The sequence below is a fragment of the Paraburkholderia caribensis genome (genome assembly GCF_002902945.1).
Lineage (GTDB): Bacteria > Pseudomonadota > Gammaproteobacteria > Burkholderiales > Burkholderiaceae > Paraburkholderia > Paraburkholderia caribensis.
Genome location: NZ_CP026103.1, coordinates 776,869 through 799,623, shown reverse-complemented (window position 1 = coordinate 799,623; position 22,755 = coordinate 776,869). Strand labels below are relative to the sequence as shown.

The window sequence follows — 22,755 nt, the reverse complement described above, 5'->3', positions numbered from 1 at the left end:
GCCCGTCGAAATCAGCCGGGCGTGGCTTGCTTGCGCAGCGTCACGCCCTGCCATGTTTCGCATTCGACCTGCTCCGCAATCAACCCGATGAGCGTTCGCCGCACGGCCACCGTTGCCGAATGCATGGGCACGCCGTTTGGCCAGCAGATGCTGGCTGGACGGCGAATCACGGGATCGACGATCTTGCGCATCTTCGGCATGCGGGTTCGATCGAGTTGCGCGAGCGCCGACGACGGCAGAATCATGCACGCCCGGCCCGAATGGGCAATCAGCAACATGGACGGCAACGAATCGATATCGGCGATGATGTTCAACTCGACCTTCTCGCTCGAAAAGGTCCGCTCGATCAGAAGCCGCAAGCCATTCGATACACCAGGCGCAACCAGCTTGACGCCCGCGAGCCTGGCGAGCGGACAGGTGGTCGAACGCGGCGAGACCGCGCCGCCTGGTTCGCCGAGCAGATAGAGCGTCTCGTCGAGCACGGGCAGCGCGGAAATGCCGGGCGTATCGGACTCGCGAAACAGGATGGCGAGGTCCAGCCTGCCGTTCGCGAGCAGCTCGTTCAGATAGCCGCTCATGCTCTCGAAGAACTGCAGACGGATGCCTGGATAGCGGTCCTGAATCCGCTCGAAGAGCGGCACGGCGAGCACCGATGCCATGGTCGTCGGCAGGCCGACGGCAACCGTGCCCGACTCGCTGCCCGCGCCTTTCGTCACTTCCTGCTTGAGCTGTTCCATCTGCCGCAGCACGAGCCGCGCATGACGATAAAGCGCATCGCCTTCGGCCGTCGGCGTGACGCCATGATTGCTGCGCAACAGCAGCGGCACGCCGAGTTCTTCTTCGAGACGCGCCATCTGCTGACTTAGCGAAGGCTGCGCGACAAAGAGCTTTTCCGCCGCTTTGCCAAGGCTGCCGTAATCGACGATGCTGACAAAGTAGCGAAGCTGGCGAACGTCCATGAGCGGCTGGAGAGGTGAGCAGTTGTGCGATGCGCGCCGTCCGGTTTGTCGCTACATGCCGGGGCGCTCGGAGCGGGAGCCCATTCTATACCGCTGCTTGCCCGATGGACGCGGGATGCGCGCCGATGCTTCAGGCGCGGCTTGCGTCGAGAATGCCTTGCGCGCGAAGCATGACGGGCCGGTCCACCATCTTCCCGTCCACTGCCACTGCCGCGCCGTTCGCACGCTCGAACGCGTCGAGCACTTTCTTCGCCCACGCTATGTCCGCCGCGCCCGGCGCGAAGCAGTCGTTGACCGTCGAAACCTGTTTGGGATGAATGCACAGCTTGCCCGCAAATCCCCAGCGCTTTGCTCTCGTCGTTTCGGCTTCGAGCGTTCGGGCATCGTCGATGGCGGGCGTCACGCCGTCGATGGGCGGCCGGATCTCCGCGACGCGCGACACCATTGCGAGCCTGGCGCGAAACGTATCCAGTTCCGCGCCGTCGGATGCCATGCCCAGGTCGGCGCAAAAGTCGAGCGTGCCGAACATCAGTTGATGAACGAACGGCGCCTTCGCGACTTCGAGCGCGTTCCACATGCCCTTCGCGCTTTCGATCAACGGAAAGACGGGCATCGTGCTTCGGGTGCGTGAAACGAGCGTGGCGATATCGGCTGCGCGCTCGGCTTTGGGCAAGACGATGCCCGCGACGCCGCGCAATCTTCCCAGCGCGGCGTCCTGCTCGAACCAGGGCGTGCCGACCGCGTTCACGCGGATCAGCACGGGGCGCTCCCACGAGAGCCACCCGGCGACGGTCTGTCTGGCGCGGTCCTTGTCGCCGGGTGCGACGGCGTCCTCGAGATCGACGATGACAGCGTCCGCGCCGCTGCCCAAGGCCTTCTCGAAGCGTTCCGGACGCGTGCCCGGCACGAACAGAAACGAGCGACGGTGGCGATCAACAGGCTGCGACATCTCGACTCCCGGCAAACTGGTTCATCACAGTGCGACCGTCAGTTCGGGCACGGCGCTGAACAGATCGCCGACCAGACCATAATCCGCCACGCTGAAAATCGGCGCTTCTTCGTCCTTGTTGATCGCGACGATCACCTTCGAGTCCTTCATGCCCGCCAGATGCTGGATCGCGCCGGAGATGCCGACCGCGATGTACAACTGCGGCGCGACGATCTTGCCCGTCTGGCCGACCTGATAGTCGTTGGGCACGTAGCCAGCGTCGACGGCGGCGCGCGATGCGCCCAACGCGGCCTGTAGTCTGTCTGCCAACGGCTCCAGCACTTGCGTGTAGTTCTCGCCGCTGCCCAGACCCCGCCCGCCAGAAACAATGATGTTCGCCGACGTCAGTTCCGGACGGGAGAGCTTCGTGACTTCGCGGCTCACGAACTGCGAGATGCCCGCGTCAGCCGCTGCGTCGATCTTCCCGATGGATGCGCTGCCGCCTTCCGGTGCAACGGGATCGAAGCCTGTTGCACGCACTGTGATGACCTTGATCGGGTCTTGAGACTGGATCGTGGCGATCGCGTTGCCGGCGTAGATCGGACGCTCGAATGTATCGGCGCCGACCACAGCCGTGATCTCGCTGATCTGCGCCACGTCGAGCTTTGCCGCGATGCGCGGCGCGATGTTCTTGCCGTAGGCGGTGGCGGGCGCGAGGATGTGCGAGTAATTCTTCGCGATCTCCAGCACCGTCGCTTCGATATTTTCCGCAAGGCCTTCGGCCAGTTGCGGCGCATCGGCGAGCAACACCTTCGATACGCCTGCCACTTTCGCAGCCGCATCGGCTGCGCCCTGCGCATTGTGCCCTGCCACCAGCAGATGAATGTCGCCGCCAATCTTGTGCGCGGCAGCAACCGTGTTCAGCGTCGCTGCCTTCAGCGCCGCGTTGTCGTGTTCGGCAATTACCAGAATCGTCATGTTCTTTCCTGTGCTTCAGAAAACTTTGGCTTCGGTCTTGAGCTTCTCGACCAGCGCGGACACGTCGGCCACCTTCACGCCCGCCGGGCGCTTCGGCGGCTCGCTGACTTTCAGTGTCTTCAGACGCGGCGTGACATCGACGCCCAGGTCTTCGGGCGTCACGGTTTCGAGCGGCTTTTTCTTTGCCTTCATGATGTTCGGCAGCGTCACATAACGCGGCTCATTGAGGCGCAGATCGGTCGTGATCACAGCTGGAAGCGTGAGCGACAGCGTTTGCGCGCCGCCATCGACTTCACGCGATACGGTCGCCTTCCCGTCCGCCACGACAACTTTCGATGCAAACGTCGCTTGCGGCAAGCCCGCCAGTGCAGCGAGCATTTGCCCCGTCTGATTGGCGTCGTCGTCGATTGCCTGCTTGCCGAGAATCATGAGCGAAGGTTGTTCCTTGTCGGCCAGCGCCTTCAAAAGCTTCGCCACCGCCAGCGGTTGCAGTTCTTCATTCGACTCGACCAGCACCGCGCGATCCGCGCCGATCGCCAGCGCCGTGCGCAGCGTTTCCTGACTTTGCGCAACGCCACACGAACGGCAACCACCTCGCTGACAACCCCCGCTTCCTTCAACCGCACCGCCTCTTCGACGGCGATTTCGTCGAACGGATTCATCGACATCTTCACGTTCGCTACGTCGACACCCGTGTTGTCCGACTTCACGCGGACCTTCACGTTGTAGTCGACCACGCGTTTGACAGGGACCAGCACTTTCATGGTCGTCTCCACTTTGATAGAAGGATCACGAGCCCGAGCCTCGTTTGCAGCCTCTATTTGAAAGCCTGCCCTGCACCGGCGCAAATATCAGATTGCTCTGCCCGTCATAGGTTTCGGCGATGGCAGGCACCCTCGCTGCCGATTTTTTGCCACGCCCCTACAATAGATGTCGCCGCGGCGAAGCCCTCCGCCAGTGTTGTTAGACAACGCATTGACATCATGAATATTGCCCACATCAGATCGCGATTTTTTGTTGCCGTCCTGTTCCTCACGATGCTTGCCTTCGGCAATACCGTATCCGCGCAAACCGTCGACAGCTCCGATCCGCAGATTCTGATCAAGTCAGTCACGCAGCAGGTGCTCGACGAAGTCCACAAGCAGGCGATCGACCCATCGGATATCCCGCGCATCATGGACATCGTGAACCGGGACATCCTGCCTTACATCGACTTCGAACATACGACGCAGCTTGCGCTCGCCCGCTACTGGCGCACGGCCACGCCCGCGCAACAGCAACAGCTCACGCAACAGTTCAAGATGCTGCTGATCCATCTGTATTCGGGCGCGCTCGCGCAGCTCAAGCCGGATCAGAAGATCGACTATCCGCCCATGCGCGTCGCGCCGACGGACTCGGATGCCGTCGTGCGCACGATTGCCTCCACCAACGCGCAGCCCGTCGAGATCGACTACCGTCTGCGCAAGACGCCGCAAGGCTGGCGCGTGTACGACCTCAACGTGATGGGTGCGTGGCTCGTGCAGACGTACCGGCAGCAGTTCGGCGAGACAATCCAGCAAAGCGGTATCGACGGGTTGCTGCGCTTTCTGACGGACCGCAACCAGCAACTCGCGTCGGGCAAGCCGCAGTAAGCGGCGTCATTCGGATCGGCCGCGCGCGGCGGCCGTGAGCCGAGAGCGCGTCTTCAGGCGTGAGCGCGCGGCCCGCGCGCCACCTTGCATTGCGTGCCGCCCAAGCGCTTGCGCAGGTAGTCCACGGCGGCTCCTGCAAGGCAACTGGCGCAAACGCGGCCCACTCCGATGATCAATCGCCATCAGGAATGGCTCGATGGACTCGTCGCGGCGGTGCGACGCGCGCGTGACTGAAGCGCGCCGGTTGCGCGCAGCCGGCCGGCGGGCATGTCGAGCATGTCCCGGCGAGGCGGTCTCCCCCTGTTGACTACCATCGATGCGCGAGCCGCCTGGACCTTCTGTACCTCAGATCAATTGACTGCGGCGCGCTCGCCATCATGTCATCTGGTGCTTCTTATCGCGATCGCATACAGTGAGTGAAGAACGCCTGCAAATATCGACGTCTGTGTCAAAGCGATTCGAAACGCTCTTTCTCTCGTTCTGGCGGGAGTAGACAAATGAACAGGTTGCTTATAACTGGCGCGGCGACTGTTGCCACACTGTCCGGGGTCGCGCAGGCGCAAAGCAGTATTACGCTTTATGGGCTGATCGATGCTGGCCTGACTTACACCAACAACCAGATCAGCGGCACGGGAGGCGGACATAGCAACTGGCAAATGACGAGCGGTGCCGTTCAGTACAGCCGCTGGGGGCTTCGCGGGTCCGAGGATCTGGGCGCGGGATTGAAGGCTGTCTTCACGCTGGAAAGCGGCTTCAACCTGAACAATGGCCAGTATTCGTCGAGCAACAGGATCTTCAATCGGCAGGCGTATGTCGGGTTGACGAGTCGCAGCTATGGCTCGCTGACGCTTGGGCGCCAAACCGACGGCATGGTCGATTTCGTCGCGCCGCTTTCATTGACGGGCACGGAGTTCGGCGGTACGCATTTCGCGCATCCGTTGGACAACGACAACCTGAACGATTCGTTTCAGATCAATAATTCCGTGAAGTACCTGAGTCCGGATATGGGTGGACTCAAGGTCGGTGCACTGTATGGCTTCTCCAACGAGGCAGGTGCATTCACGAACAATCGCGCCTATAGCTTCGGCATTTCGTACATATGGGGCGCGCTGAATTTCGGTGCTGGCTACCTTCAACTCAACAGCTCGGCGCGCACGCCGGCAGGGTTGAACACGAACGGCGCAGTCACCGATACCACCGGCTCGTCCCTGCAAGGCGCGCAGTCGCCAACCAGCGTGCCTTTGGGCGTACTAGCCAGTAGCCAGAAGACCTTTGGCGCCGGCGTCAACTACACCTTCGGCCCAGCCGTGGCAGGCTTTGTCTACTCGCACAGCAAGCTCGCCCAGTTTTTCCAGTCCGGGCTGAGCGGCACGTTTCAGAACTTCGAGGGCAATTTTCGCTATGCGCTGAGCCCCACGATCGAACTCGCGGGCGCCTATACCTATACACGCGCGGGCGGCAATGGCGGTGGTGGCGTCCCGCACTGGAATCAGCTGAGCGCCATGGCCGATTACCGCTTCTCGCGACGCACCGACGCCTATGTTCAAGGGGTATGGCAACGCGTCAGCCCAAGCGGCACTTCGCCGTTGGGCGTGGCATGGATCAATGGCATAAGCGCCCCCTCCGCGACGACTAATCAGATTCAGGCGACGGTTGGCCTGAAACACCGCTTCTGACCCACCGACGGCGTGCCACGAGCGCAAATCCGATCGAATCCCACGCACGCCGTTCAGCGCCGCGCCATGCCATTCAGCTTGACGATGCCTGCCCGCGCATCGTTCGATATTCGCGACGAACGATATCCATCAACTCGGCGACGGACGTGCTGGCCGTCTCTCGCTGATACGTCACACGGCCTCGTTGCATCAGCATGACGCGATCGGCTATGTCGAGCGTCTGCGCGTAGTTGTGCATGATCATGATGATCGACAGACCGCCCTTTCCCTTCAGGCGCAGAATCAGATCGATGATCAGCCCGGCCTCGCGGGCGCCCATTGCCGCGAGCGGTTCGTCGAGCAACAGAATCCGTGCATTCGAATTGACCGCGCGCGCCACCGCGATGGCCTGCCTTTGGCCACCGGAAAGCTGCTCGACAGGCAAATCGACGGATGGAACATGCACGCCGATCTCTTCGAGACATTCCGCGGCCCGCTGGCGCATCGCCCGATGATTCAGCAGGCGGAACGGACCGGGGCGAATGATCTCCCGGTTTAGGAACATGTTGTGATAAATGCTCAGCGAATTCGCGAGCGCCAGATCCTGATACACGCACTCGATACCTAACGCGCGCGCGTGATCGACGGAACGCAGCAGGGTCTCTTCGCCGCCAAGAAACAGCTTGCCGCTCGTCTGCTGATGAAAGCCAGTGAGAATCTTGATCAGGGTCGACTTGCCCGCGCCGTTGTCGCCCAGGATGCCGAGAATCTCGCCTTGTCTGAGCGTCAGCGACACGCCGTCGAGCGCGGTCACGGCACCGAATCGCTTGACTATATCTTCCCCGCGCAATGCCTCTTGCGGCAACGAGGACATCACAACTCTCCTTTGCGCGCCAGACGGACGACGTGGATGTTGAAGATCATCGCAGCGAGAATCGCCGCACCAAGAATCATGTTGAAGGTAAACGCATTGATACCGATCAGCGTGAAGCCATCATTCAGAATGCCGAGCACGGCTGCGCCGATCAGACCGCCGATGATCGTGCCCGATCCTCCCGCGAGTGGCGTGCCGCCAATCACGGCCGCGGCCACGGCGAGGAACATGATCTGATTGCCGCCCGCTTGCGGATCGATGGACGAAATACGGAAGCCCTCCAGGATGCCCGTCAAACCCGCGAGCACCGAAGCGAGTATGAAGTTGCGGAGCTTCAGACGCCTGACATGGATACCCGCTTCGCTCGCGCCCAGCGGATTGGCGCCCGATGCGATCGTGTGCAAACCCCAGCGCGTGTGACGCAACAGCACGTGCATGAGCGCGGCGAGGGCGATTGTCCAGATGATTTCGCTGTAGCCCCACGCACCGACGAACTCGGCGAAAACGCCCTCCTCGGGTGGCGAAGCGGGCGTGCCGCGTGAAATGGTCAGCGTGAATCCGTTCACGAAAAACAGCGTGCCCAACGTGGTGACGAACGAAGGAATCCGCAGATAGACCGATACCGCGCCGTTGAAAAGCCCAACCAGCCCCGCCGCGACGACACCCGCCAGCATGGCCAGCCAGGCGGGCGCGCCTGCCTCGTGAGCAAAATGCATGACGAAAGGCGCGAATGCGAAGACCATGCCGGCGGAAAGATCGATCTCTCCGCCGATCATCAACATGATTTCACCGAACGCAATGATCGCGACGGGCGCGATGAACTGCGACAGGTTCTGGAGGCTCGCGTGCGTCAGCAGAAAATCATGGTTCGCCGTCTCGAAGTAAGCGCACAGAATGATCGCCACCGCGAGGATGCGGATTTCGCTCGAGCGCACGAACGCCCGCGGCCAGCGCCGCGGGCGTTGTGCTTTCTTGATGTCCACCACAGGCGAGCTCACCCCTTGATCGCCCCCGAGCGCGGCACGATTTCAGGCTTCGTGCTCTTGCCTTCGTAACGGGTGGAGGTGCTCAGGTAAGGATCGACCGAGCCCTTGGTCACGAATTTCAGGCCGGTGTTGACATTGGCCGGCCCGACGAGCCCGCCCGACGCCAGGAACACGAACGCCTGGACTACCGTATAGAAACCTTGCACGTAGGGTTGCTGGTCGATCGTGAAGTCGAGGAAGCCGTCGTGAATCAGCTGGACCGTGCGCGGCAGCAGGTCGAACCCGCCGCCATGCACGCCTTTGGCGGGCAGATTGGACTCTTTCATCACCTCGGCGACGCCCTGGGTGCTGCCCGCGTCGACAGCAAACATGCCTTTGAGATCCTGGTGGCCGAGATAAAACGACTTGATCTTCGAGAGTTCTTCGTTGACGGTCGCACCAGTGGCAATGGTTTGCACGTCGATTTTCTTGCCCGACTTCTTGATGGCAGCGGTGGCGCCGTCCAGCCGGGGCTGAATGTTGAGCTGCCCCGGCGTGGCGATGAACAGCGCAACCAGGCCGCTATCGATGAGACTGGCGATGCGCTCGCCCATCTGATATCCGGACAGATACAGATCCTGGCCGATGTAACTCAAGCGTGGATTCGCGGAACCCTGTGGCGCATCGGCGTTGTACGCGAACACGGGGATACCCGCGTCGAGCGCGGCCTGGATAGGTTTGTCGAAAGCCTTTGGATCGACGATGGGCACGGCGATCGCGTCGGCCTTGCCGGCAATGGCCGCATTCACGGCATTGACCATTTCGGCGATGTCGGCATTGGCCGAGCCCGTCCACTGGTAGTCCATGCCGAGCAAAGCCGTGGAGTCCTGAATGCCGTATTGCGTCGGAACAAAAAAAGGATTGGTGGTCACATGGTTGACGAAGACGATCTTCCAGCGCTTGTGGGCGGGGAATGGTCCCGCCTCTGCGGCCAGGGCGGGTGTGATCGCTCCGCCAAGCATTGCCATTGCCGCACTCAGCGCGGCACCTTGCAGCATGCCGCGACGCATGCTCTGAACTTCGCCTTTGGGGCTCCGCTTGCCGGTCATGTCATCCTCCAGACTTTGAGTTTTTGGATAACTTGCTGTGCATGACGGCGCAGGCGAGTGATGCCCCGGCCGGGCCGCACCACACTTCACAACCCCGTGTGCATGCGTGTGCGCCTGACGACCCTGCCAAAAATCCTATATCACGTACTTTTTCTGACTAATCAACGTATACCCTTAACTATAGTCGGACTATTTGGATCAGTTCGAGGCGAATCGCGTGGATACCGCCTCGATCCAGCCGCCAGCTGCCCGAACGCTTCCAGCGTGCAGCGCTTATCGGTGCCATACGCCGACCGCGTGACGACCACGTGACGACCACGTGGCGCTTCACGGCGAGGCGCACGCGAAGGGGAACTTTTCCCGCTATCGCGCGCTCTCGTAGAAGCACACGTCGCGGCACACCCGCCGACGGACACGGTGCGGCTCATGCAAAGGGGCTGCGCGTGTGACATCTCGCTCAACACACATTTTGGGAGCGGCACATGCAACTCGGAATGATTGGACTTGGGCGCATGGGCGCCGACATGGTGCGGCGGCTTTCCCAGGGCGGTCAGCAGTGCGTCGTGTTCGACGTCCAGCCCGCTGCGGTGCAACGGCTTCAGCAGGAAGGCATCGACGGCGCGTCGACGCTCGAAGATCTCGTCGCCAGGCTGCAAAAGCCGCGCGCCGTGTGGCTCATGGTGCCTGCCGCCGTGGTCGATTCGACGCTCGACAAACTGGTGCCGCTGCTGGAGCCCGGCGATATCGTGATCGACGGCGGCAACTCGCACTATCACGACGACATTCGCCGCGGCAACGAACTCGCCGGGAAACAACTACATTACGTCGATGTCGGCACGAGCGGCGGCGTGGCGGGGCGCGAACGCGGCTATTGCCTGATGATCGGCGGCGAGACGGATATCGTGAAGCACCTCGAACCCGTCTTCGCCGCGCTCGCACCGGGCGTCGCCGCCGCACCGCGCACAGCGGATCGGCAACAGGACGGCAGCACGGCGGAGCGCGGTTTCCTGCATTGCGGGCCGCAAGGTGCCGGCCACTTCGTCAAGATGGTCCACAACGGTATCGAGTACGGGATGATGGCCGCGTATGCGGAAGGATTGAACATCCTGCGGCACGCGAATGCAGGCAAGCAATCGCGCGAAATCGATGCGGAAACCTCGCCGTTGCGCGACCCGCAGTTCTATCAATACGACCTCAATCTGGGCGATATCGCCGAACTGTGGAGACGCGGGAGCGTCATCAGTTCGTGGTTGCTCGACCTGATCGCAGGCACGCTGTCGCGCGACGGCGAATTGAAGGACTACGCGGGGCGGGTATCGGATTCGGGTGAGGGCCGATGGACTATCGATGCCGCGATCGACGAAGGCGTACCTGTGCCGGTGCTGAGCGCCGCGCTTTTCGCACGCTTCAGTTCGCGCGGCGAAGCGGACTTCGCGAATCGCGTGCTGTCCGCCATGCGCAAGGACTTCGGCGGTCATGCGGAAAAGCCGGGCTCTGCGACCGCTTAAGGGAAGGCCGTCAAGTCGCACCACGACGCAGACGGGCCACTCGTCGCGTGTCGACTTCGAATGACCGATGGACGCATTTTTCCTGTCTAAAGTGCGATGGTCATTCGAACGCGCTGGCGCACAACGCGCTTGTGCAGTGGGCCACTTCTGGTGACGGGAGTCAGGCAAAATAGACGCGGAAGTCACGCGCGACCGGCGGCATCGCACACTTGCGTTGCGCCCATGGACGCATGGAGACGCGCTATGGAAAACCTCCCGAGAAACCGCTCGACGCTTGCTGCGTTGGTGCTCCTCCTGGCTGGATGTGCCACTGCCGGCGCGCCGCAAAGCGGGCCACATCTGAGCCCAACGGAGTGCCGCGACCTTGCCGCGATCAGAAGCAACGCACCTCCGACGAGGGAGCAACAACAAAGCGAGCTCTCGGCCCTGAGGAAAGCGGGCTACAACCCGTCACCCTGGAACGACGACCCGAAGTTCCCAGAGAATCTGCACGCCGCGCAGCGCCTCGTCGACCAGTGGTTCAAAACGGAATGTCAGCAGTCTCAACCCGGGTGAAGCCCTCACGCCGCTACGCACTTACTTCGTTGCTTTCCTGACCCGGCGCATGACGTCGGGTTCGCCGCCGTAGTCGCTATTCATCCAGTCCGGAATACGCTTGCCGCAGTGGCAAGCCGTGCTCCTGGCGAATCGTGTTTTCAGTCAACGGATAGGCAGCGCTATCGGCATATTTTCCTAAGCCCACCACTTTATTTTCGTCTTCGATTTTTGGATCTGCAGGGTGCGACGTCTTTGCCTGGGCAGTCTCGCCCGGTCCTTGCGCGCCCATACCGGCCGTCGAACTGGAGGGTTTCGAAATCAGACTGGATTCGCCTTTCAGATTGTTGTGCGCGTGGATCATTTCATGGGCGAGCCCGATGAACGGTGGCCGCTTGCCATCCGGCGTAACGGTTTGCTGCGGGTTCCATTTGACGGACGACACAGTACCTTCGCCCGGTGTCGAAGCTTTTTGATCGCTGGCCGATCTGGTGACGTTCCCGTCCGCATAAGTCCGCGGGCGCCCGAACAACGTTTGCCGCTTCTCCGAGGCCTGGGGCATGATTGCGACCTTGTAGCCGAACTTGTCGTTACGCTGGTGGTCCCCGATCTCTTGCAGCAACTGCTTGCCCGCCGGTTGGCTCGCGATCTCATCCAGCGCTGCATGAACCTGCCCGGTAAACGCCTTTGAATCGCCGGGCCGCGTTTTGATCACCACGCCGTTCCATTTTGTTTGTGTCGTTACCATGTCGCCCGTCGGCGGGACAATGGGACGGCTGGTCTTCTCCTTCACCGTCTTCGAAAACGACGACAACGCGCTCAATCTGGCGCCGGGCAGCCTGGCTTTGGCCGGGCTGGCCGGATTGGCTGCCGGTTTGGCAGTCGATGTGGACGGCGCCGATACCGGGTGATCGCTCGACGTACTCCCGGTTCGGCGAATTTGACTGGACATCGCAACGCTCCTGTATGCGGCCAACATGGCTACGTGGGTCACCTGACGCTTGTGTGACAGTGGTGAGCCAAGTATGCGCAACAAGGTGGCGCGCGGCGGCGAGCATGCGAAGTGATACACGTCCACCCGCAACGATGCTTGACGGAATCATTCAGGACGCTATCCGTGGCCCTGACCTCCGTTGAGCCGTCTCGATCGTCACGAACAGCCGATCAGCGCCTTTAGCCGTACAGCTTCGATTCCGCCATCAACGCCGGCGTCCCTATTACGTCGTTAATGCCGTCGAAATCGAGCATGCGATCTTGCCAGGGGTAAGTCGTTCCGTTCTCGCGCAGACTGGCGTAGTAGCCCTGCAACGTATGCGCGACCGCGCGCGCCGTGCCTCCGGGAAATATAACGATGCGGAATCCCAGCTGCGTCAGCGCCTGCACGCTGTGCACGGGCGTCTTGCCTCCCTCGACCATGTTCGCGAGCAAGGGAACCCGTCCTGCGAAGCGATCGCAGGCCGCTTTCATCTGTTCAACCGAGCGCAGCGCCTCGATGAACAGCGCATCGGCGCCCGCTTCCAGATATCGCTCGGCGCGATCGAGCGCCGCATCCAGTCCCTCGACGGCCACGGCATCGGTGCGCGCCAGGATCATCGTGTCGCGGTTCGATCTCGCATCGACAGCCGCGCGCAACTTGCCGCACATCTCGGCGGCCGGGATCAGCGATTTTCCATCCAGATGTCCGCAGCGTTTCGGGAAGGTCTGATCTTCCAGCTGGATCATGGCCGCGCCAGCGCGCTCGAAACCACGCACCGTACGCTTGACGTTCAGGGCGTTGCCGAAGCCTGTATCGGCATCGACGATCACTGGAACATCGACACGCTCGGTAATCCGCGCAAGCGTATCTTCGACTTCTGACGACGTCGTCAGTCCCACATCCGAGCGGCCCAGCCGCGTGTAGGCAATCGATGCGCCGGAAAGATACAGCGCCTTGAAGCCGGCCTGTTCGGCGATCAACGCCGTCAATGCGTCGAAGACGCCAGGTGCAAGCACCGAGCCTTGCTGAAGGAGGGTCGTAAGTCCGTTTGCTTTCGTCGCCATTGTCTCTATACCTGTTTTCGGACGGGTAACGCCGCCACCATGTCGGCCAGCCCGCCTCTGTTCTGCTTACGCGCCAAGGCGGCCCTGGAAAGCCTCGCACGTGGTCACCTCGCCGACCGTGCACAGATCGGCAAGCGCGGCATCGTGCGCTGCCTGCGTCGATGCCGCGCAACCGTCGCCTAAAACGAGCACGCGATAGTCCCGCATATGCGCGTCGCGCGCGGTGCTGGCCACGCCGCCGTTGGTGACGATGCCGCAGATCGCCACGGCCTCGATGCCCGCGCGACGCAACACCCAGTCAAGCTGCGTGTTGAAGAAGGCGGAATACGCGACTTTCCACACCGACACATCGACGAGATCGTCGAGGGCGGCAACTGTCGCGTGACCGTGTGACCCAGCGACAAAGTCGCCTCGACGCAGAAACGGGCGCAAATTCCGCAGATGCGGCGAGATCATCGGCTCACCTTGGGCGTCGGGCCATAACGTGAACTGACTTGCCGCGACGAATCCACCGCGCTGCTTGAGCGCGCGCGCCACAGGCGCCACGCGCTGCGGCAAGGCGCGCGCCGCGTCCGACGCCGCGCCGCCGCGATGATAAGCGCCGCCGTCGCTCACAAAGTCGTTCTGCAGATCGACGATGACGAGCGCGGTCTGCCGTGGATCGAGTTGCGTGCTGGATGTCATCATGCGTATCTCTCAGGTCGTGCGGCGCGTGATCAGCAGATTGCCCAATGGATCGACTCGACCGCTGAAACCGGGTTCGAGCCAGATCGTCGTATCGGCCTGTTCGAGGATCGCGGGCCCCTCCACCGTTGCGCCCACTGGCAAGTCGAGGCGTGCATAACGCACGGCGTCCCACCACTGGCCGTCATGAAACACCGCTTGCGTGCCAGGCGATGCGGGCATCGTCGTGGCCTTCGGCGCGAGCACGGCCAGATCGAACTTCGGGCGCACACCGATGCGCGCATAGCGCAGGTTCATGATGCGCACGGGGATGCCGTCGAGCGCACGGCCGAACGCCGTGCGATACGCCGCTTCGAAAGCGGCGCCGATGGTCGCGCGATCGAGCGCATTGCGCTGCACTTCGACACGCACCGTATGACTCTGGCCGACGTACAGCATGTCCAGTTCGACGTTTTCACGCACCGCTTCGAAGGCGACGCCCGCCGAATCGAGCCGCTGCTGGCACGTGTGCGCCATGCCCGAGACGCGGGCACGCAAATCGTCGACGTCGAGTTCGGCCAGCCCCCGGTTCAACGTCTGCACGGCGTCGTGGCGCATATCGGCAATCACGCAGCCGATCGCCGACGTCACGCCCGGAAAACGCGGCACGATGCCCGTCGTGGTGCCGACCTCGCGCATCATCGCGCACACATGCAGCGCGCCGCCGCCGCCGAACGGCATGTAGGCGAACTCGCGCGGATCATGGCCCCGCTCGATCGACACCAGCCGGATCGCGCCAGCCATCTTCGCGTTCGCCACAGTGAGGATCGCTTCGGCTGCCGCATACGCATCGAGTCCAAGCGGCGCGCCGACGTGCATCTCGATCGCCTCGCGCGACTTGCCGACCTCCATGCGTGACAGAAGCCCGCCGCCCAGCGGGCGATCGGCGGCGATCCGGCCAAGCAGCACGTTGGCATCGGTGACGGTCGGGCGCATATTGCCGCGTCCGTAGCACGCAGGACCCGGCACGCTGCCAGCCGACTCGGGGCCGACCTGCAGCAGGCCGCCCGCATCGACCGATGCGATGGACCCGCCCCCCGCGCCGATCGTTTCGATCTGGATCATCGGCGCGCGCACCACCATGCCGAAATCGATCGAGGTCTGCGCGGACAACGACGCTTCACCGCGCGCAACCAGCGAAACATCGAACGATGTACCGCCCATATCGCCCGTCACGAGGTTCGGAAAGCCTGCCGCCCGCCCGATCGCGGCGCAGGCGATCACACCCGCAGCCGGGCCGGACAATGCCGTGCGCACGGGCACGTCGCACGCGGTCTGGCGCGACATGATCCCGCCATTGCTCTGCACCACCAGCAGTTCGCCGCCGAACCCGTGCGCTTTCAGATCGCTCTCGAGACGCGTCAGATAGCTGCCCACGACGGGCTGCAACGACGCGTTCAGCGTGGCCGTCGAACATCGTTCGAACTCGCGGATCTCGGGCAACACTTCCGTCGCCGCCGTCACGTTCGCGTTGGGCCAGATCGCGCGCACCGCCGCCACGGCATGCGCTTCATTGATGGAATTGGCGTAGGCGTTGACGAAGAACACGCACACGGCCTCGCAGCCGCGTTCGAGCAGCGCACGCGCGGCGGCCTCAACCTGAGCGATGTCCACGGGCGTGTGCAGCGTGCCGTCGGCGAGCACGCGCTCGCTCACTTCGAGTCGCAGATCGCGTGGCACGACCGGTTCGAACGTGCCGCGCAAGCCCCAGGTGCGCGGCCTGTCGCGGCGGCGCATCTCGAGCACGTCGCGAAAGCCTTCCGTCGTGATGATGCCGGTGCGGGCCACCTTCCGTTCGAGCAGCGCATTGGTGCCGACCGTGGTGCCATGCACGACGGTCGCAATCGCACGTGCTCCGCCCTGCCCCTCGGCTTCTCCGCCAATGCGTTCGATGCCGTTCATGAATCCGCGCGCTTCTTCGCCGCGTGTCGACGGCACCTTGACCACCCGCGCGGTGCCGGCGGCTTCGTCGAGGACGAACAGGTCGGTGAACGTACCACCCACGTCCACGCCGACGACGAGAGAACCGTGTGCCGCATCCTTCATGCTTCTTGCTCCTTCAGTCCCACCGTGACATAACCCATCGCGCGGTCGTGTTCGCGCGCCGCATCCGATCGTTCCGACGGCGCGCCATAGCCGCCCCCGCCGGGCGTTTCCAGCCGCACGCGCTCACCTCGCTTCAGGCGGATGCCGAGCATCTTCGACGCCATCGGCGGCGTGCGCCATTCGCCATCCTGCTGATAGCGGAACACGTTGCGCACCGACGCCGCGCCGCCCGCGATGCCCTGCGGCGCGGAGCGTCCGCGCTCGCCGAAAATGAACGCTTCCGCTTCCTCTTCGAGCAACTCGATTTCATAGATCGCGCCCAGCCCGCCGCGAAAGGTGCCGTCGCCGCCCGAATCAGGACGTAACGCCCATTGCGTGAAGCGCACCGGATACGCGGCCTCCAGAATTTCCAGCGGCGGGATCGTCGCGGTCGAAATAGGCGCATTGCCGTGGCTCAGGCCGTCGCCTTGCGAATGTCCGCCGTGGCCGCCGCCGAAAAAACTGAACATCACCCAGCGCTGACCTTTGCGTGCGCCGCCGCTGCGATGACCCGCTATCGACAGCGCGTTGATCGTGCCGTACGCCTGCGCCATTGCGAGTTCCGGCGCGGCCTTGGCCATCGCGCAGAAAATCACGTCGATCATGCGCAGGATCGTTTCCGTATAGCCGCTGACCGGGCGCGGCCGGTCAGCCGAAATCACGAGCCCATCCGGCAATACGAACGACACGGCGTCGAGCACGCCCGCATTCGCGGGCACATCCGGGAACAGATGCTTCAGCGCGACATAGCAGGCGGCGATCGCCGTGGCGCGCGAGATGTTCACCGGTCCCGCACAAGCCGGCGATGTGCCGGTGAAATCGAGTGTCAGCGTGTCGCCGGCTACACGCATGCACAAGGCGATCTTCAGCGGTTCGTCGCGCACGCCGTCGTTATCCAGCATGTCTTCGAACCTGTAGTCGCCATCGGGCAGCGCCGCCACGTGCGAGCGCATCAGCCTGACTGCCCGTTCGCGCAACAGGGCGAGCGATTCGAGCACGACGTCGTCACCGTAGTCGCCGAGCAGATCGTTCAGGCGGCGCGCGCCGAGTTCGAGCGCGGCAAGCTGGCCGTTCAGATCGCCCCACAGGCTATCGGGCAAGCGCGTGTTCGCTTTCAGAATGGCGAGCACGTCGCCGTCGAGTTCGCCGCGCCGCACGATCCGCACAGGCGGAATTTGCACGGCTTCCTGCCAGCACTCCGTGGCGGCCGGGTTGTAATTGCCCGGCACCGCACCGCCGACGTCGTGCCAGTGAGCCGCCGACGCAAGGAAGCAGAACAGCTTGCCGTCGCGAAACACGGGACGCACCAGCTTGAAGTCGTTCGCGTGCGTGCCGCCTTCGTACGGATCGTTGAAGAGCCACACATCGCCGTCGATCATGCCGCCCCGCTCGCCTGCCACGCGGATGGCCGCCTTCACCGCGAACGCCATCGCGCCGACGAACACCGGCAGGCCCGACTTGCCTTGCACCAGGGTCGCGCCGGAAACGGCGTCGTAAATCCCGTGGCAGGCGTCATGGGCTTCCGCGATGATCGGATTGAAAGCGCTGCGGTACAGGGTTGCGTCCATTTCGTCGGCGATCTGTTCCAGCCGGCCCTTGAGGACCGCCAGCGTGACCGGGTCTAGCATGAGGTGACTCCGTTGGGTGTGGGGTAACGCTGCTTGAGCAGGTTGAGCAGGCCGCCTGCGTCGACCATGTCGAGCAAAAACGCAGGGACGGGATCGCACGGCAATTCGCGGCCGTTGGCCAGCAGGATGCCGCCGCCGTGCGGGTCGATTGCGATACGCTCGCCCTCTTCGATCGTTTCCGCGTCGGCGCACGTCAGCAGCAACAGGCCGACGTTGAAGGCGTTGCGAAAGTACAGGCCATTGAACGCGGGTGCGATCACGGCCCGCACGCCCAGCCGCACCAGCGCAGCGGCCGCCTGTTCGCGCGATGAGCCGATGCCGAAGTTCGGTCCTGCCACGAGCACATCGCCCTTCTGCACGCCTGCTGCAAAATCGGGGCGCTCGTTTTGCAAGCAATGGCGGGCGATTTCGTCGATACCGAATTTCATGTATGCGCCGGGTGCGAGCGAATCGGTGTTGATATCCGCACCGACCCGCCATACGCGATGCATATCGGGAGCCCGCCCGGTTTCGTTGGACGCCGTGAAGCAAACGGTCATGCGAGCACCTCGCGAGGATCGGTAATGCGTCCGCGCAACGCAGACGCCGCGACCGTATAGGGCGAGCCCAGATAGACCTGCGCCGTCTCGGCGCCCATCCGGCCTTTGAAGTTGCGCGCGGTGCTCGACACCACCGTGCTGCCTTCGGGAATCGAGCCACCGTACCCGGCACACGCGCCGCATGTCGTCGCGAGCACTTGCGCGCCAGCGGCTCTCAGCACATCCATCACGCCTTCGCTTGCCGCTTGCGACTGATCGCGGATACTGGCGGGTGCCACGACGAGTTGCACGCCGTCTGCCACCCGGCGCCCGCGCAATATATCCGCCGCCGCGCGCAAATCTTCGAGTTTCGCGCCGGTGCACGCGCCGATATAGGCAACCTGCACAGCGACATCGCCGAACGCACGGACATCGCGCGTATTCGCCGGGCTGTGCGGTGCGGCTACTTGCGGCGCGAGTTGCGCGGCGTCGAAGTCGTGCGTTTCGACGCGGGCTTGCGGATCGCTTTGCCAGCGAGCGATATCGATTTCATCTTGCACGCCTACGGCGCGAAGATAGTCGACGGTGATGGCGTCCGGCGCGATCAGGCCGACCTGCGACCCCAGTTCAGCGCTCATGTTCGACAGCGTCATGCGTTCCTGCATCGACAGTGCGCTGATGGCTTCACCGCAGAATTCGACGGCCTGATAGCGGCCGCCGTTCATGCCGAAGCGGCCGATCATATGCAGCATCATGTCTTTCGCCGTCACGCCATGCGAAAGCCGATGACGCCAGTGCATCTGCAAGGTCTCCGGCACCTTGACCCAGATCTGCCCGGATACCGCGACGCCAAGCATCTCCGTGCTGCCGATGCCGAACATGTACGCGCCGAACGCGCCGCCCGTGGGCGAATGCGAGTCGCCGCCCACGCAGAACATGCCCGGTCGCAGGTGCCCATGTTCCGGCACGACCACATGGCAGATACCGACGCTGTCGTAGACGTTCGGCAACTGCTGCTCGCTTGCCCATTGACGCGCGATGCGTACGATCCGGCGCGATTCGTCGTCGGCCTCCGGCACGTAGTGGTCGATCACCAGCACCACCTTCGATTTGTCCCACAACGATGCGCCGAGCTGTTCGAGCATCGGCTGCAACCGGCGCGGACCGCTCGAGTCGTGGAACATCGCAAGATCGACGTTACAGGTGACGATTTCCCCGACCTCCACTTCGGACCGCCCGCAGGCCGCCGCAATCAGTTTTTGCGCAAGGGTTTGTGCTGCTGCCATCGACTACATCCCCAAATAGGCGCGACGCAAGTCGTCGCTGGCCATCAACTCCGCGCACGTGCCGGAGTACCGGATCAACCCGTTTTCGAGCACGTAGCCACGCTGTCCCGTTTCGAGCGACTGGCCGACGTTCTGTTCGACCAGCAGGATCGCGAGTCCCTCGTTCTGCAAGCGTGCAATCAGTGCGAACATTTCTTCCACCATCAACGGCGACAGACCCAGCGACGGCTCGTCAAGAATCAGCAAACGAGGCTCGGCCATCAAACCCCGGGCGATTGCAAGCATCTGCTGCTCGCCGCCCGACATCGTGCCCGCCGCCTGATCGATCCGTTCGCCAAGACGCGGGAAGATCTCCAGCATCCGCGCGAGGTTGTGGCTGCGACTCGGCTTGCCGCGCGCAAATGCACCCAGCTCGAGGTTTTCGCGCACACTCAGGTTCGGGAAAATTCGCCGGCCTTCCGGCACCTGGATCAGGCCCGCTTCGACCACGGCGCGGTAGTGCCGCCCGGTCAGGTCGTGCCCGTCGAACCGTACGACGCCCTCCCACGCAGCATTGATGCCGCACACCGTGTTGTTCAGCGTGGTCTTGCCGACACCGTTACTGCCGAGCAGCACGACAATCTCGCCTTCGTCGACACGCATATCCACGCCTCGCAGCACTTCGGTGCGTCCATAGCCTGTGCGAAGCCCGCTCACTTCGAGCAATGCGCTCACCGACGTTCTCCTTCACGCGCCAGCCGTTGGGCCGTGCCGTGACCGAGATACGCCTCGATCACGGACGGGTCCGATGTCACTTCACGCGGCGTGCCGCCCGCGATCAACCGGCCTTGCGCCAGCACCCAGACGTGTTCGGCGAGGCTCATCACCGCGCGCATCACGTGCTCGATCATCAGCACCGTCACGCCGCTGTCGACCAGGCCGCGAATCACGGGAATCATCTCGTCGATCTCGCTTGGATTCAGTCCGGCGAGCACCTCGTCGAGCAACAGCAGGCGAGGCTTCGTCGCGAGCGCGCGCGCCAGTTCGAGGCGCTTGCGGCCGCTCACGGTCAGATCGGCTGCTGGCTTATCGAGGTTGTCGTGCAGATTCACCCGTTCCGCGACCGCCTCCGCAGCCGCCAGCGCAGCCCGCCGCCCGGGTTGATGCAGGTGTGCGCCGACCGCGATGTTCTCGCGCACCGTCTGTGCGCCGAATGGCTGCACGATCTGGAACGTGCGCGTCAAGCCGAGCCTTGCCGACTGATGCGGCGCCATCCCCGTAATGTCGCGCCCCAGATACTGGACGCGCCCGGCACCCGGCCGAAGGAACCCCGACAGCAAGGCGAACAGCGTCGTCTTGCCGGCACCGTTCGGACCGACGAGCGCCGTCAGCGTGTTGGGCATGACATCGAGACTGACGTCCTGCACCGCCTTCAGGCCGCCGAACGTGATGGACAGGCCACGGGCCTGCAAGAGCGCTTCAGACATGGGCTTGCTCCTTGCGCTCGCTGGCGCGACCCTGCTTCACCGGCCGCCCCATCAGGCGCCGCACCGACATGCCCGCACCCGTCAGACCGCGCGGCAAGAACATGACGATCACGACCAGCACCACGCCATAGATCACCATGCTGATACCCGGCAATTCGCCGAACAGGTTGCGGGTCGATTCACCGAGGACATAAAGGAGCGCCGCGCCCAGTACCGGTCCCCACAACGTGCCGACTCCGCCGACTATCACGCCCACCAGTGCTTCGATCGATATCGCAGGGCCGAACGCGATACCGGCATCGATGTACTGGAACATCTGCACATAGCAAGCGCCCGCCGCCGCCATAAACGCAGCCGACAACGCGATCGCGCCCAGCTTCACGCGCACGGGATCGACACCGATCGCCCGCGCGGCGCTTTCGTTGTCGCGCACCGCCTGCAGGTACGCGCCGAACCGCGAATGACGCAACCATGCGGTGACCAGCAGCGCAGCAATCACGAACGACAGCAGCAAATACACATAGCCGCGCCTGGACCCGAATTGCAGGTTCGCCGCGCTTGCGTGCAGCGGCACCATCAAACCGACACCGCCGCCCGTGAACGGCACCGACACGGCGAGGATGCGCGCGACTTCGGCAAAAGCCAGCGTCACCAGCGCAAAGTAGGAGCCCTTCAATCCGCCGCGAAACGCCAGCGCACCCACCACCAGTCCGGCAAATGCGCCGAAGGCGATTGCGACGGGCAACGCAAGCCACGGATTCCAGCCCCAGCTCAATTGCGCAATGGCCTGCGTGTAGGCGCCCACGCCGAAGAACAATGCATGTCCAAACGACAATTGCCCGCCATAGCCGCCGAGAATGTTCCATGACTGCGACAACAACACCGCGTATAGCGACATCATCAGAAACGTGAGCAGCACGCCAGATTGCAACACGCTGGCGGCCACGGCCAACAGCACACCGAAGATCAGGATGGAACGAATGTCGCGCATCGGTCAGGCCCTCGCGCCGAAAAGCCCTTGGGGGCGAACAAGCAGCACAACGATGAAGATCGCAAAGATGCCCATCTGGCCGAGCGTATCGCCAAACCACAACCCTCCTAGCGATTCAACCACGCCAATGAGCAAGCCGCCGACCAATGCGCCCGCAAAGCTGCCCATGCCACCCAGCACGACGATCGTGAACGCGATCAGCACGAAGCCGCTTCCGACCTGAGGATTGACGTAATACGTCGGCAACAGAAAACAGGCCGCCGCGCCGACACACGCCATGCCGATGCCGAAGGACAGCGCATAGACCTTGTCGACGTCGATACCCATCAGCTTCGAGCCGTGCTTTTCGCGAGAAACGGCGCGTATCGCGCGGCCCAGGTCGGTCATGCGGATGATCAGGAACAACACCGCCGCGACAACCAGTGCGCCGAAAAAGGCGATGACCTTGGGTAACGCGATCATGGCCGGTCCGATCTCGATCGTCGATAGCGTGTAGGCCGTTTCGATGTTGCGCGTATCGGAATGGAACCAGACGAGTGCGAGGTTTTCGAGCACGATGGACAAGCCGAGCGTAACCAGCAGAATGTTTTCATCCTTGCCGTGGCTCGCGCGATTGATCACGAAACGCTGCAGCAGGTAGCCAAACGCGAACATGCCGAGCGTCACGATGGGCAGGGCCATGTACGGGTCGATGCCCAGTCGCTCCTTCAGCAGGAAGACCGCATACAGTGCAATCATCAGCGCCGCGCCGTGCGCGAAGTTGATGATGTGCAGCACGCCGTAAATCAACGTCAGGCCGAGCGCGATGAGCGCATACACCGCACCCGTCGTCAGTCCGTTCAGCAGCGCCGACAAAAGGATGACTGGATCGAACATG

Annotated in this window: 21 protein-coding genes and 1 pseudogene; 4 read left to right on the top strand and 18 right to left on the bottom strand. The window is 63.1% G+C overall.

Annotation, left to right across the window (positions count from 1 at the left end; genetic code table 11):
• Positions 1-11: 11 nt before the first annotated feature.
• The 4 genes and pseudogenes from C2L66_RS33060 to C2L66_RS33045 form a co-directional block, all read right to left on the bottom strand.
• Positions 12-959 carry a LysR substrate-binding domain-containing protein gene (locus C2L66_RS33060; RefSeq protein WP_060607763.1) on the bottom strand — a complete coding sequence of 316 codons (948 nt, stop codon included), beginning with the start codon at positions 957-959 and terminating at the stop codon, positions 12-14.
• A gap of 130 nt (positions 960-1,089) precedes the next feature.
• Positions 1,090-1,908 (bottom strand): HpcH/HpaI aldolase/citrate lyase family protein, encoded by an 819-nt coding sequence (locus C2L66_RS33055; RefSeq protein ID WP_060607760.1) that lies wholly within the window; start codon positions 1,906-1,908, stop codon positions 1,090-1,092.
• A 24-nt stretch (positions 1,909-1,932) separates the two neighbouring features.
• Positions 1,933-2,865, bottom strand: coding sequence for an electron transfer flavoprotein subunit alpha/FixB family protein (locus C2L66_RS33050; protein ID WP_060607758.1), 933 nt, complete (start codon positions 2,863-2,865; stop codon positions 1,933-1,935).
• Between the two features lie 15 nt (positions 2,866-2,880).
• Positions 2,881-3,629, bottom strand: a pseudogene (locus C2L66_RS33045) (electron transfer flavoprotein subunit beta/FixA family protein).
• A 273-nt stretch (positions 3,630-3,902) separates the two neighbouring features.
• Between C2L66_RS33045 and C2L66_RS33040 the strand changes: the two are divergent.
• Entirely contained in the window at positions 3,903-4,496 is a 594-nt protein-coding gene (locus C2L66_RS33040) for an MlaC/ttg2D family ABC transporter substrate-binding protein (protein ID WP_224099316.1), read from the top strand.
• Between the two features lie 497 nt (positions 4,497-4,993).
• Positions 4,994-6,172, top strand: coding sequence for a porin (locus tag C2L66_RS33030; RefSeq protein ID WP_054932019.1), 1,179 nt, complete (start codon positions 4,994-4,996; stop codon positions 6,170-6,172).
• A 73-nt stretch (positions 6,173-6,245) separates the two neighbouring features.
• On the opposite strand, the gene C2L66_RS33025 is transcribed toward C2L66_RS33030, so the two are convergent.
• From C2L66_RS33025 to C2L66_RS33015, 3 genes are read right to left on the bottom strand one after another with little or no spacing between them, the layout of a single operon-like run.
• Positions 6,246-7,025, bottom strand: a complete 780-nt coding sequence (locus tag C2L66_RS33025) for an ATP-binding cassette domain-containing protein (RefSeq protein WP_060607755.1) — start codon at positions 7,023-7,025, stop codon at positions 6,246-6,248.
• The gene (locus tag C2L66_RS33020) at positions 7,025-8,008 is read right to left on the bottom strand and encodes an ABC transporter permease (RefSeq protein WP_060610386.1); all 984 of its coding nucleotides are present in this window, start codon (positions 8,006-8,008) and stop codon (positions 7,025-7,027) included. Before C2L66_RS33020 ends, C2L66_RS33025 begins: the two co-directional genes overlap by 1 nt.
• Before the next feature lie 11 nt (positions 8,009-8,019).
• A complete protein-coding gene (locus C2L66_RS33015) occupies positions 8,020-9,099 on the bottom strand; it encodes a sugar ABC transporter substrate-binding protein (RefSeq protein ID WP_060607753.1) in 1,080 nt (359 codons plus the stop codon).
• Positions 9,100-9,581: 482 nt separating this feature from the next.
• Between C2L66_RS33015 and gnd the strand changes: the two genes are divergently transcribed.
• Together gnd and C2L66_RS33005 are read left to right on the top strand one after the other, a co-directional pair.
• Positions 9,582-10,607, top strand: a complete 1,026-nt coding sequence (gene gnd / locus C2L66_RS33010) for a phosphogluconate dehydrogenase (NAD(+)-dependent, decarboxylating) (RefSeq protein ID WP_060607749.1) — start codon at positions 9,582-9,584, stop codon at positions 10,605-10,607.
• Positions 10,608-10,850: 243 nt separating this feature from the next.
• Positions 10,851-11,162, top strand: coding sequence for a DUF4148 domain-containing protein (locus C2L66_RS33005; RefSeq protein WP_054932017.1), 312 nt, complete (start codon positions 10,851-10,853; stop codon positions 11,160-11,162).
• Positions 11,163-11,238: 76 nt separating this feature from the next.
• Here C2L66_RS33005 and C2L66_RS33000 read toward each other — a convergent pair whose 3' ends face one another.
• From C2L66_RS33000 to C2L66_RS32950, 11 genes are all read right to left on the bottom strand, one after another.
• A complete protein-coding gene (locus C2L66_RS33000) occupies positions 11,239-12,093 on the bottom strand; it encodes a M91 family zinc metallopeptidase (RefSeq protein WP_158512186.1) in 855 nt (284 codons plus the stop codon).
• Between the two features lie 221 nt (positions 12,094-12,314).
• Positions 12,315-13,181 carry an isocitrate lyase/PEP mutase family protein gene (locus tag C2L66_RS32995; RefSeq protein ID WP_054932012.1) on the bottom strand — a complete coding sequence of 289 codons (867 nt, stop codon included), beginning with the start codon at positions 13,179-13,181 and terminating at the stop codon, positions 12,315-12,317.
• Between the two features lie 66 nt (positions 13,182-13,247).
• A complete protein-coding gene (locus tag C2L66_RS32990) occupies positions 13,248-13,868 on the bottom strand; it encodes a cysteine hydrolase family protein (RefSeq protein ID WP_082433888.1) in 621 nt (206 codons plus the stop codon).
• A 9-nt stretch (positions 13,869-13,877) separates the two neighbouring features.
• Positions 13,878-15,950, bottom strand: coding sequence for a hydantoinase/oxoprolinase family protein (locus C2L66_RS32985; RefSeq protein ID WP_060607743.1), 2,073 nt, complete (start codon positions 15,948-15,950; stop codon positions 13,878-13,880).
• Positions 15,947-17,617: a hydantoinase B/oxoprolinase family protein gene (locus C2L66_RS32980; protein WP_060607740.1), complete on the bottom strand. Its 1,671-nt coding sequence runs from the start codon at positions 17,615-17,617 to the stop codon at positions 15,947-15,949. Before C2L66_RS32980 ends, C2L66_RS32985 begins: the two co-directional genes overlap by 4 nt.
• Positions 17,611-18,156 (bottom strand): LeuD/DmdB family oxidoreductase small subunit, encoded by a 546-nt coding sequence (locus tag C2L66_RS32975; RefSeq protein ID WP_060607737.1) that lies wholly within the window; start codon positions 18,154-18,156, stop codon positions 17,611-17,613. The genes C2L66_RS32980 and C2L66_RS32975 overlap by 7 nt, the downstream gene beginning before the upstream one ends.
• Positions 18,153-19,421, bottom strand: a complete 1,269-nt coding sequence (locus tag C2L66_RS32970; RefSeq protein WP_060607734.1) for a 3-isopropylmalate dehydratase large subunit — start codon at positions 19,419-19,421, stop codon at positions 18,153-18,155. Before C2L66_RS32970 ends, C2L66_RS32975 begins: the two co-directional genes overlap by 4 nt.
• A 3-nt stretch (positions 19,422-19,424) precedes the next feature.
• Positions 19,425-20,135 (bottom strand): ABC transporter ATP-binding protein, encoded by a 711-nt coding sequence (locus tag C2L66_RS32965; protein WP_060607732.1) that lies wholly within the window; start codon positions 20,133-20,135, stop codon positions 19,425-19,427.
• Positions 20,132-20,887, bottom strand: coding sequence for an ABC transporter ATP-binding protein (locus tag C2L66_RS32960; protein ID WP_060607728.1), 756 nt, complete (start codon positions 20,885-20,887; stop codon positions 20,132-20,134). Before C2L66_RS32960 ends, C2L66_RS32965 begins: the two co-directional genes overlap by 4 nt.
• Positions 20,880-21,878, bottom strand: coding sequence for a branched-chain amino acid ABC transporter permease (locus C2L66_RS32955; RefSeq protein WP_060607725.1), 999 nt, complete (start codon positions 21,876-21,878; stop codon positions 20,880-20,882). The genes C2L66_RS32960 and C2L66_RS32955 overlap by 8 nt, the downstream gene beginning before the upstream one ends.
• Before the next feature lie 3 nt (positions 21,879-21,881).
• The gene (locus C2L66_RS32950; protein WP_060607722.1) at positions 21,882-22,754 is read right to left on the bottom strand and encodes a branched-chain amino acid ABC transporter permease; all 873 of its coding nucleotides are present in this window, start codon (positions 22,752-22,754) and stop codon (positions 21,882-21,884) included.
• Between the last annotated feature and the right edge of the window lies 1 nt (position 22,755).

Bases quoted from the DNA above. Each gene is read 5' to 3' on its own strand.
- C2L66_RS33005 (WP_054932017.1), top strand. From the start codon at position 10,851: ATGGAAAACCTCCCGAGAAACCGCTCGACGCTTGCTGCGTTGGTGCTC.
- C2L66_RS33030 (WP_054932019.1), top strand. From the start codon at position 4,994: ATGAACAGGTTGCTTATAACTGGCGCGGCGACTGTTGCCACACTGTCC.
- C2L66_RS32985 (WP_060607743.1), bottom strand. From the start codon at position 15,950: ATGAAGGATGCGGCACACGGTTCTCTCGTCGTCGGCGTGGACGTGGGT.
- C2L66_RS33025 (WP_060607755.1), bottom strand. From the start codon at position 7,025: ATGTCCTCGTTGCCGCAAGAGGCATTGCGCGGGGAAGATATAGTCAAG.
- C2L66_RS32960 (WP_060607728.1), bottom strand. From the start codon at position 20,887: ATGTCTGAAGCGCTCTTGCAGGCCCGTGGCCTGTCCATCACGTTCGGC.
- C2L66_RS33050 (WP_060607758.1), bottom strand. From the start codon at position 2,865: ATGACGATTCTGGTAATTGCCGAACACGACAACGCGGCGCTGAAGGCA.
- gnd (WP_060607749.1), top strand. From the start codon at position 9,582: ATGCAACTCGGAATGATTGGACTTGGGCGCATGGGCGCCGACATGGTG.
- C2L66_RS32955 (WP_060607725.1), bottom strand. From the start codon at position 21,878: ATGCGCGACATTCGTTCCATCCTGATCTTCGGTGTGCTGTTGGCCGTG.
- C2L66_RS33000 (WP_158512186.1), bottom strand. From the start codon at position 12,093: ATGTCCAGTCAAATTCGCCGAACCGGGAGTACGTCGAGCGATCACCCG.
- C2L66_RS32995 (WP_054932012.1), bottom strand. From the start codon at position 13,181: ATGGCGACGAAAGCAAACGGACTTACGACCCTCCTTCAGCAAGGCTCG.
- C2L66_RS33015 (WP_060607753.1), bottom strand. From the start codon at position 9,099: ATGACCGGCAAGCGGAGCCCCAAAGGCGAAGTTCAGAGCATGCGTCGC.
- C2L66_RS32980 (WP_060607740.1), bottom strand. From the start codon at position 17,617: ATGCTAGACCCGGTCACGCTGGCGGTCCTCAAGGGCCGGCTGGAACAG.
- C2L66_RS32975 (WP_060607737.1), bottom strand. From the start codon at position 18,156: ATGACCGTTTGCTTCACGGCGTCCAACGAAACCGGGCGGGCTCCCGAT.
- C2L66_RS33060 (WP_060607763.1), bottom strand. From the start codon at position 959: ATGGACGTTCGCCAGCTTCGCTACTTTGTCAGCATCGTCGATTACGGC.
- C2L66_RS32990 (WP_082433888.1), bottom strand. From the start codon at position 13,868: ATGATGACATCCAGCACGCAACTCGATCCACGGCAGACCGCGCTCGTC.
- C2L66_RS32950 (WP_060607722.1), bottom strand. From the start codon at position 22,754: ATGTTCGATCCAGTCATCCTTTTGTCGGCGCTGCTGAACGGACTGACG.
- C2L66_RS33055 (WP_060607760.1), bottom strand. From the start codon at position 1,908: ATGTCGCAGCCTGTTGATCGCCACCGTCGCTCGTTTCTGTTCGTGCCG.
- C2L66_RS32970 (WP_060607734.1), bottom strand. From the start codon at position 19,421: ATGGCAGCAGCACAAACCCTTGCGCAAAAACTGATTGCGGCGGCCTGC.
- C2L66_RS33040 (WP_224099316.1), top strand. From the start codon at position 3,903: ATGCTTGCCTTCGGCAATACCGTATCCGCGCAAACCGTCGACAGCTCC.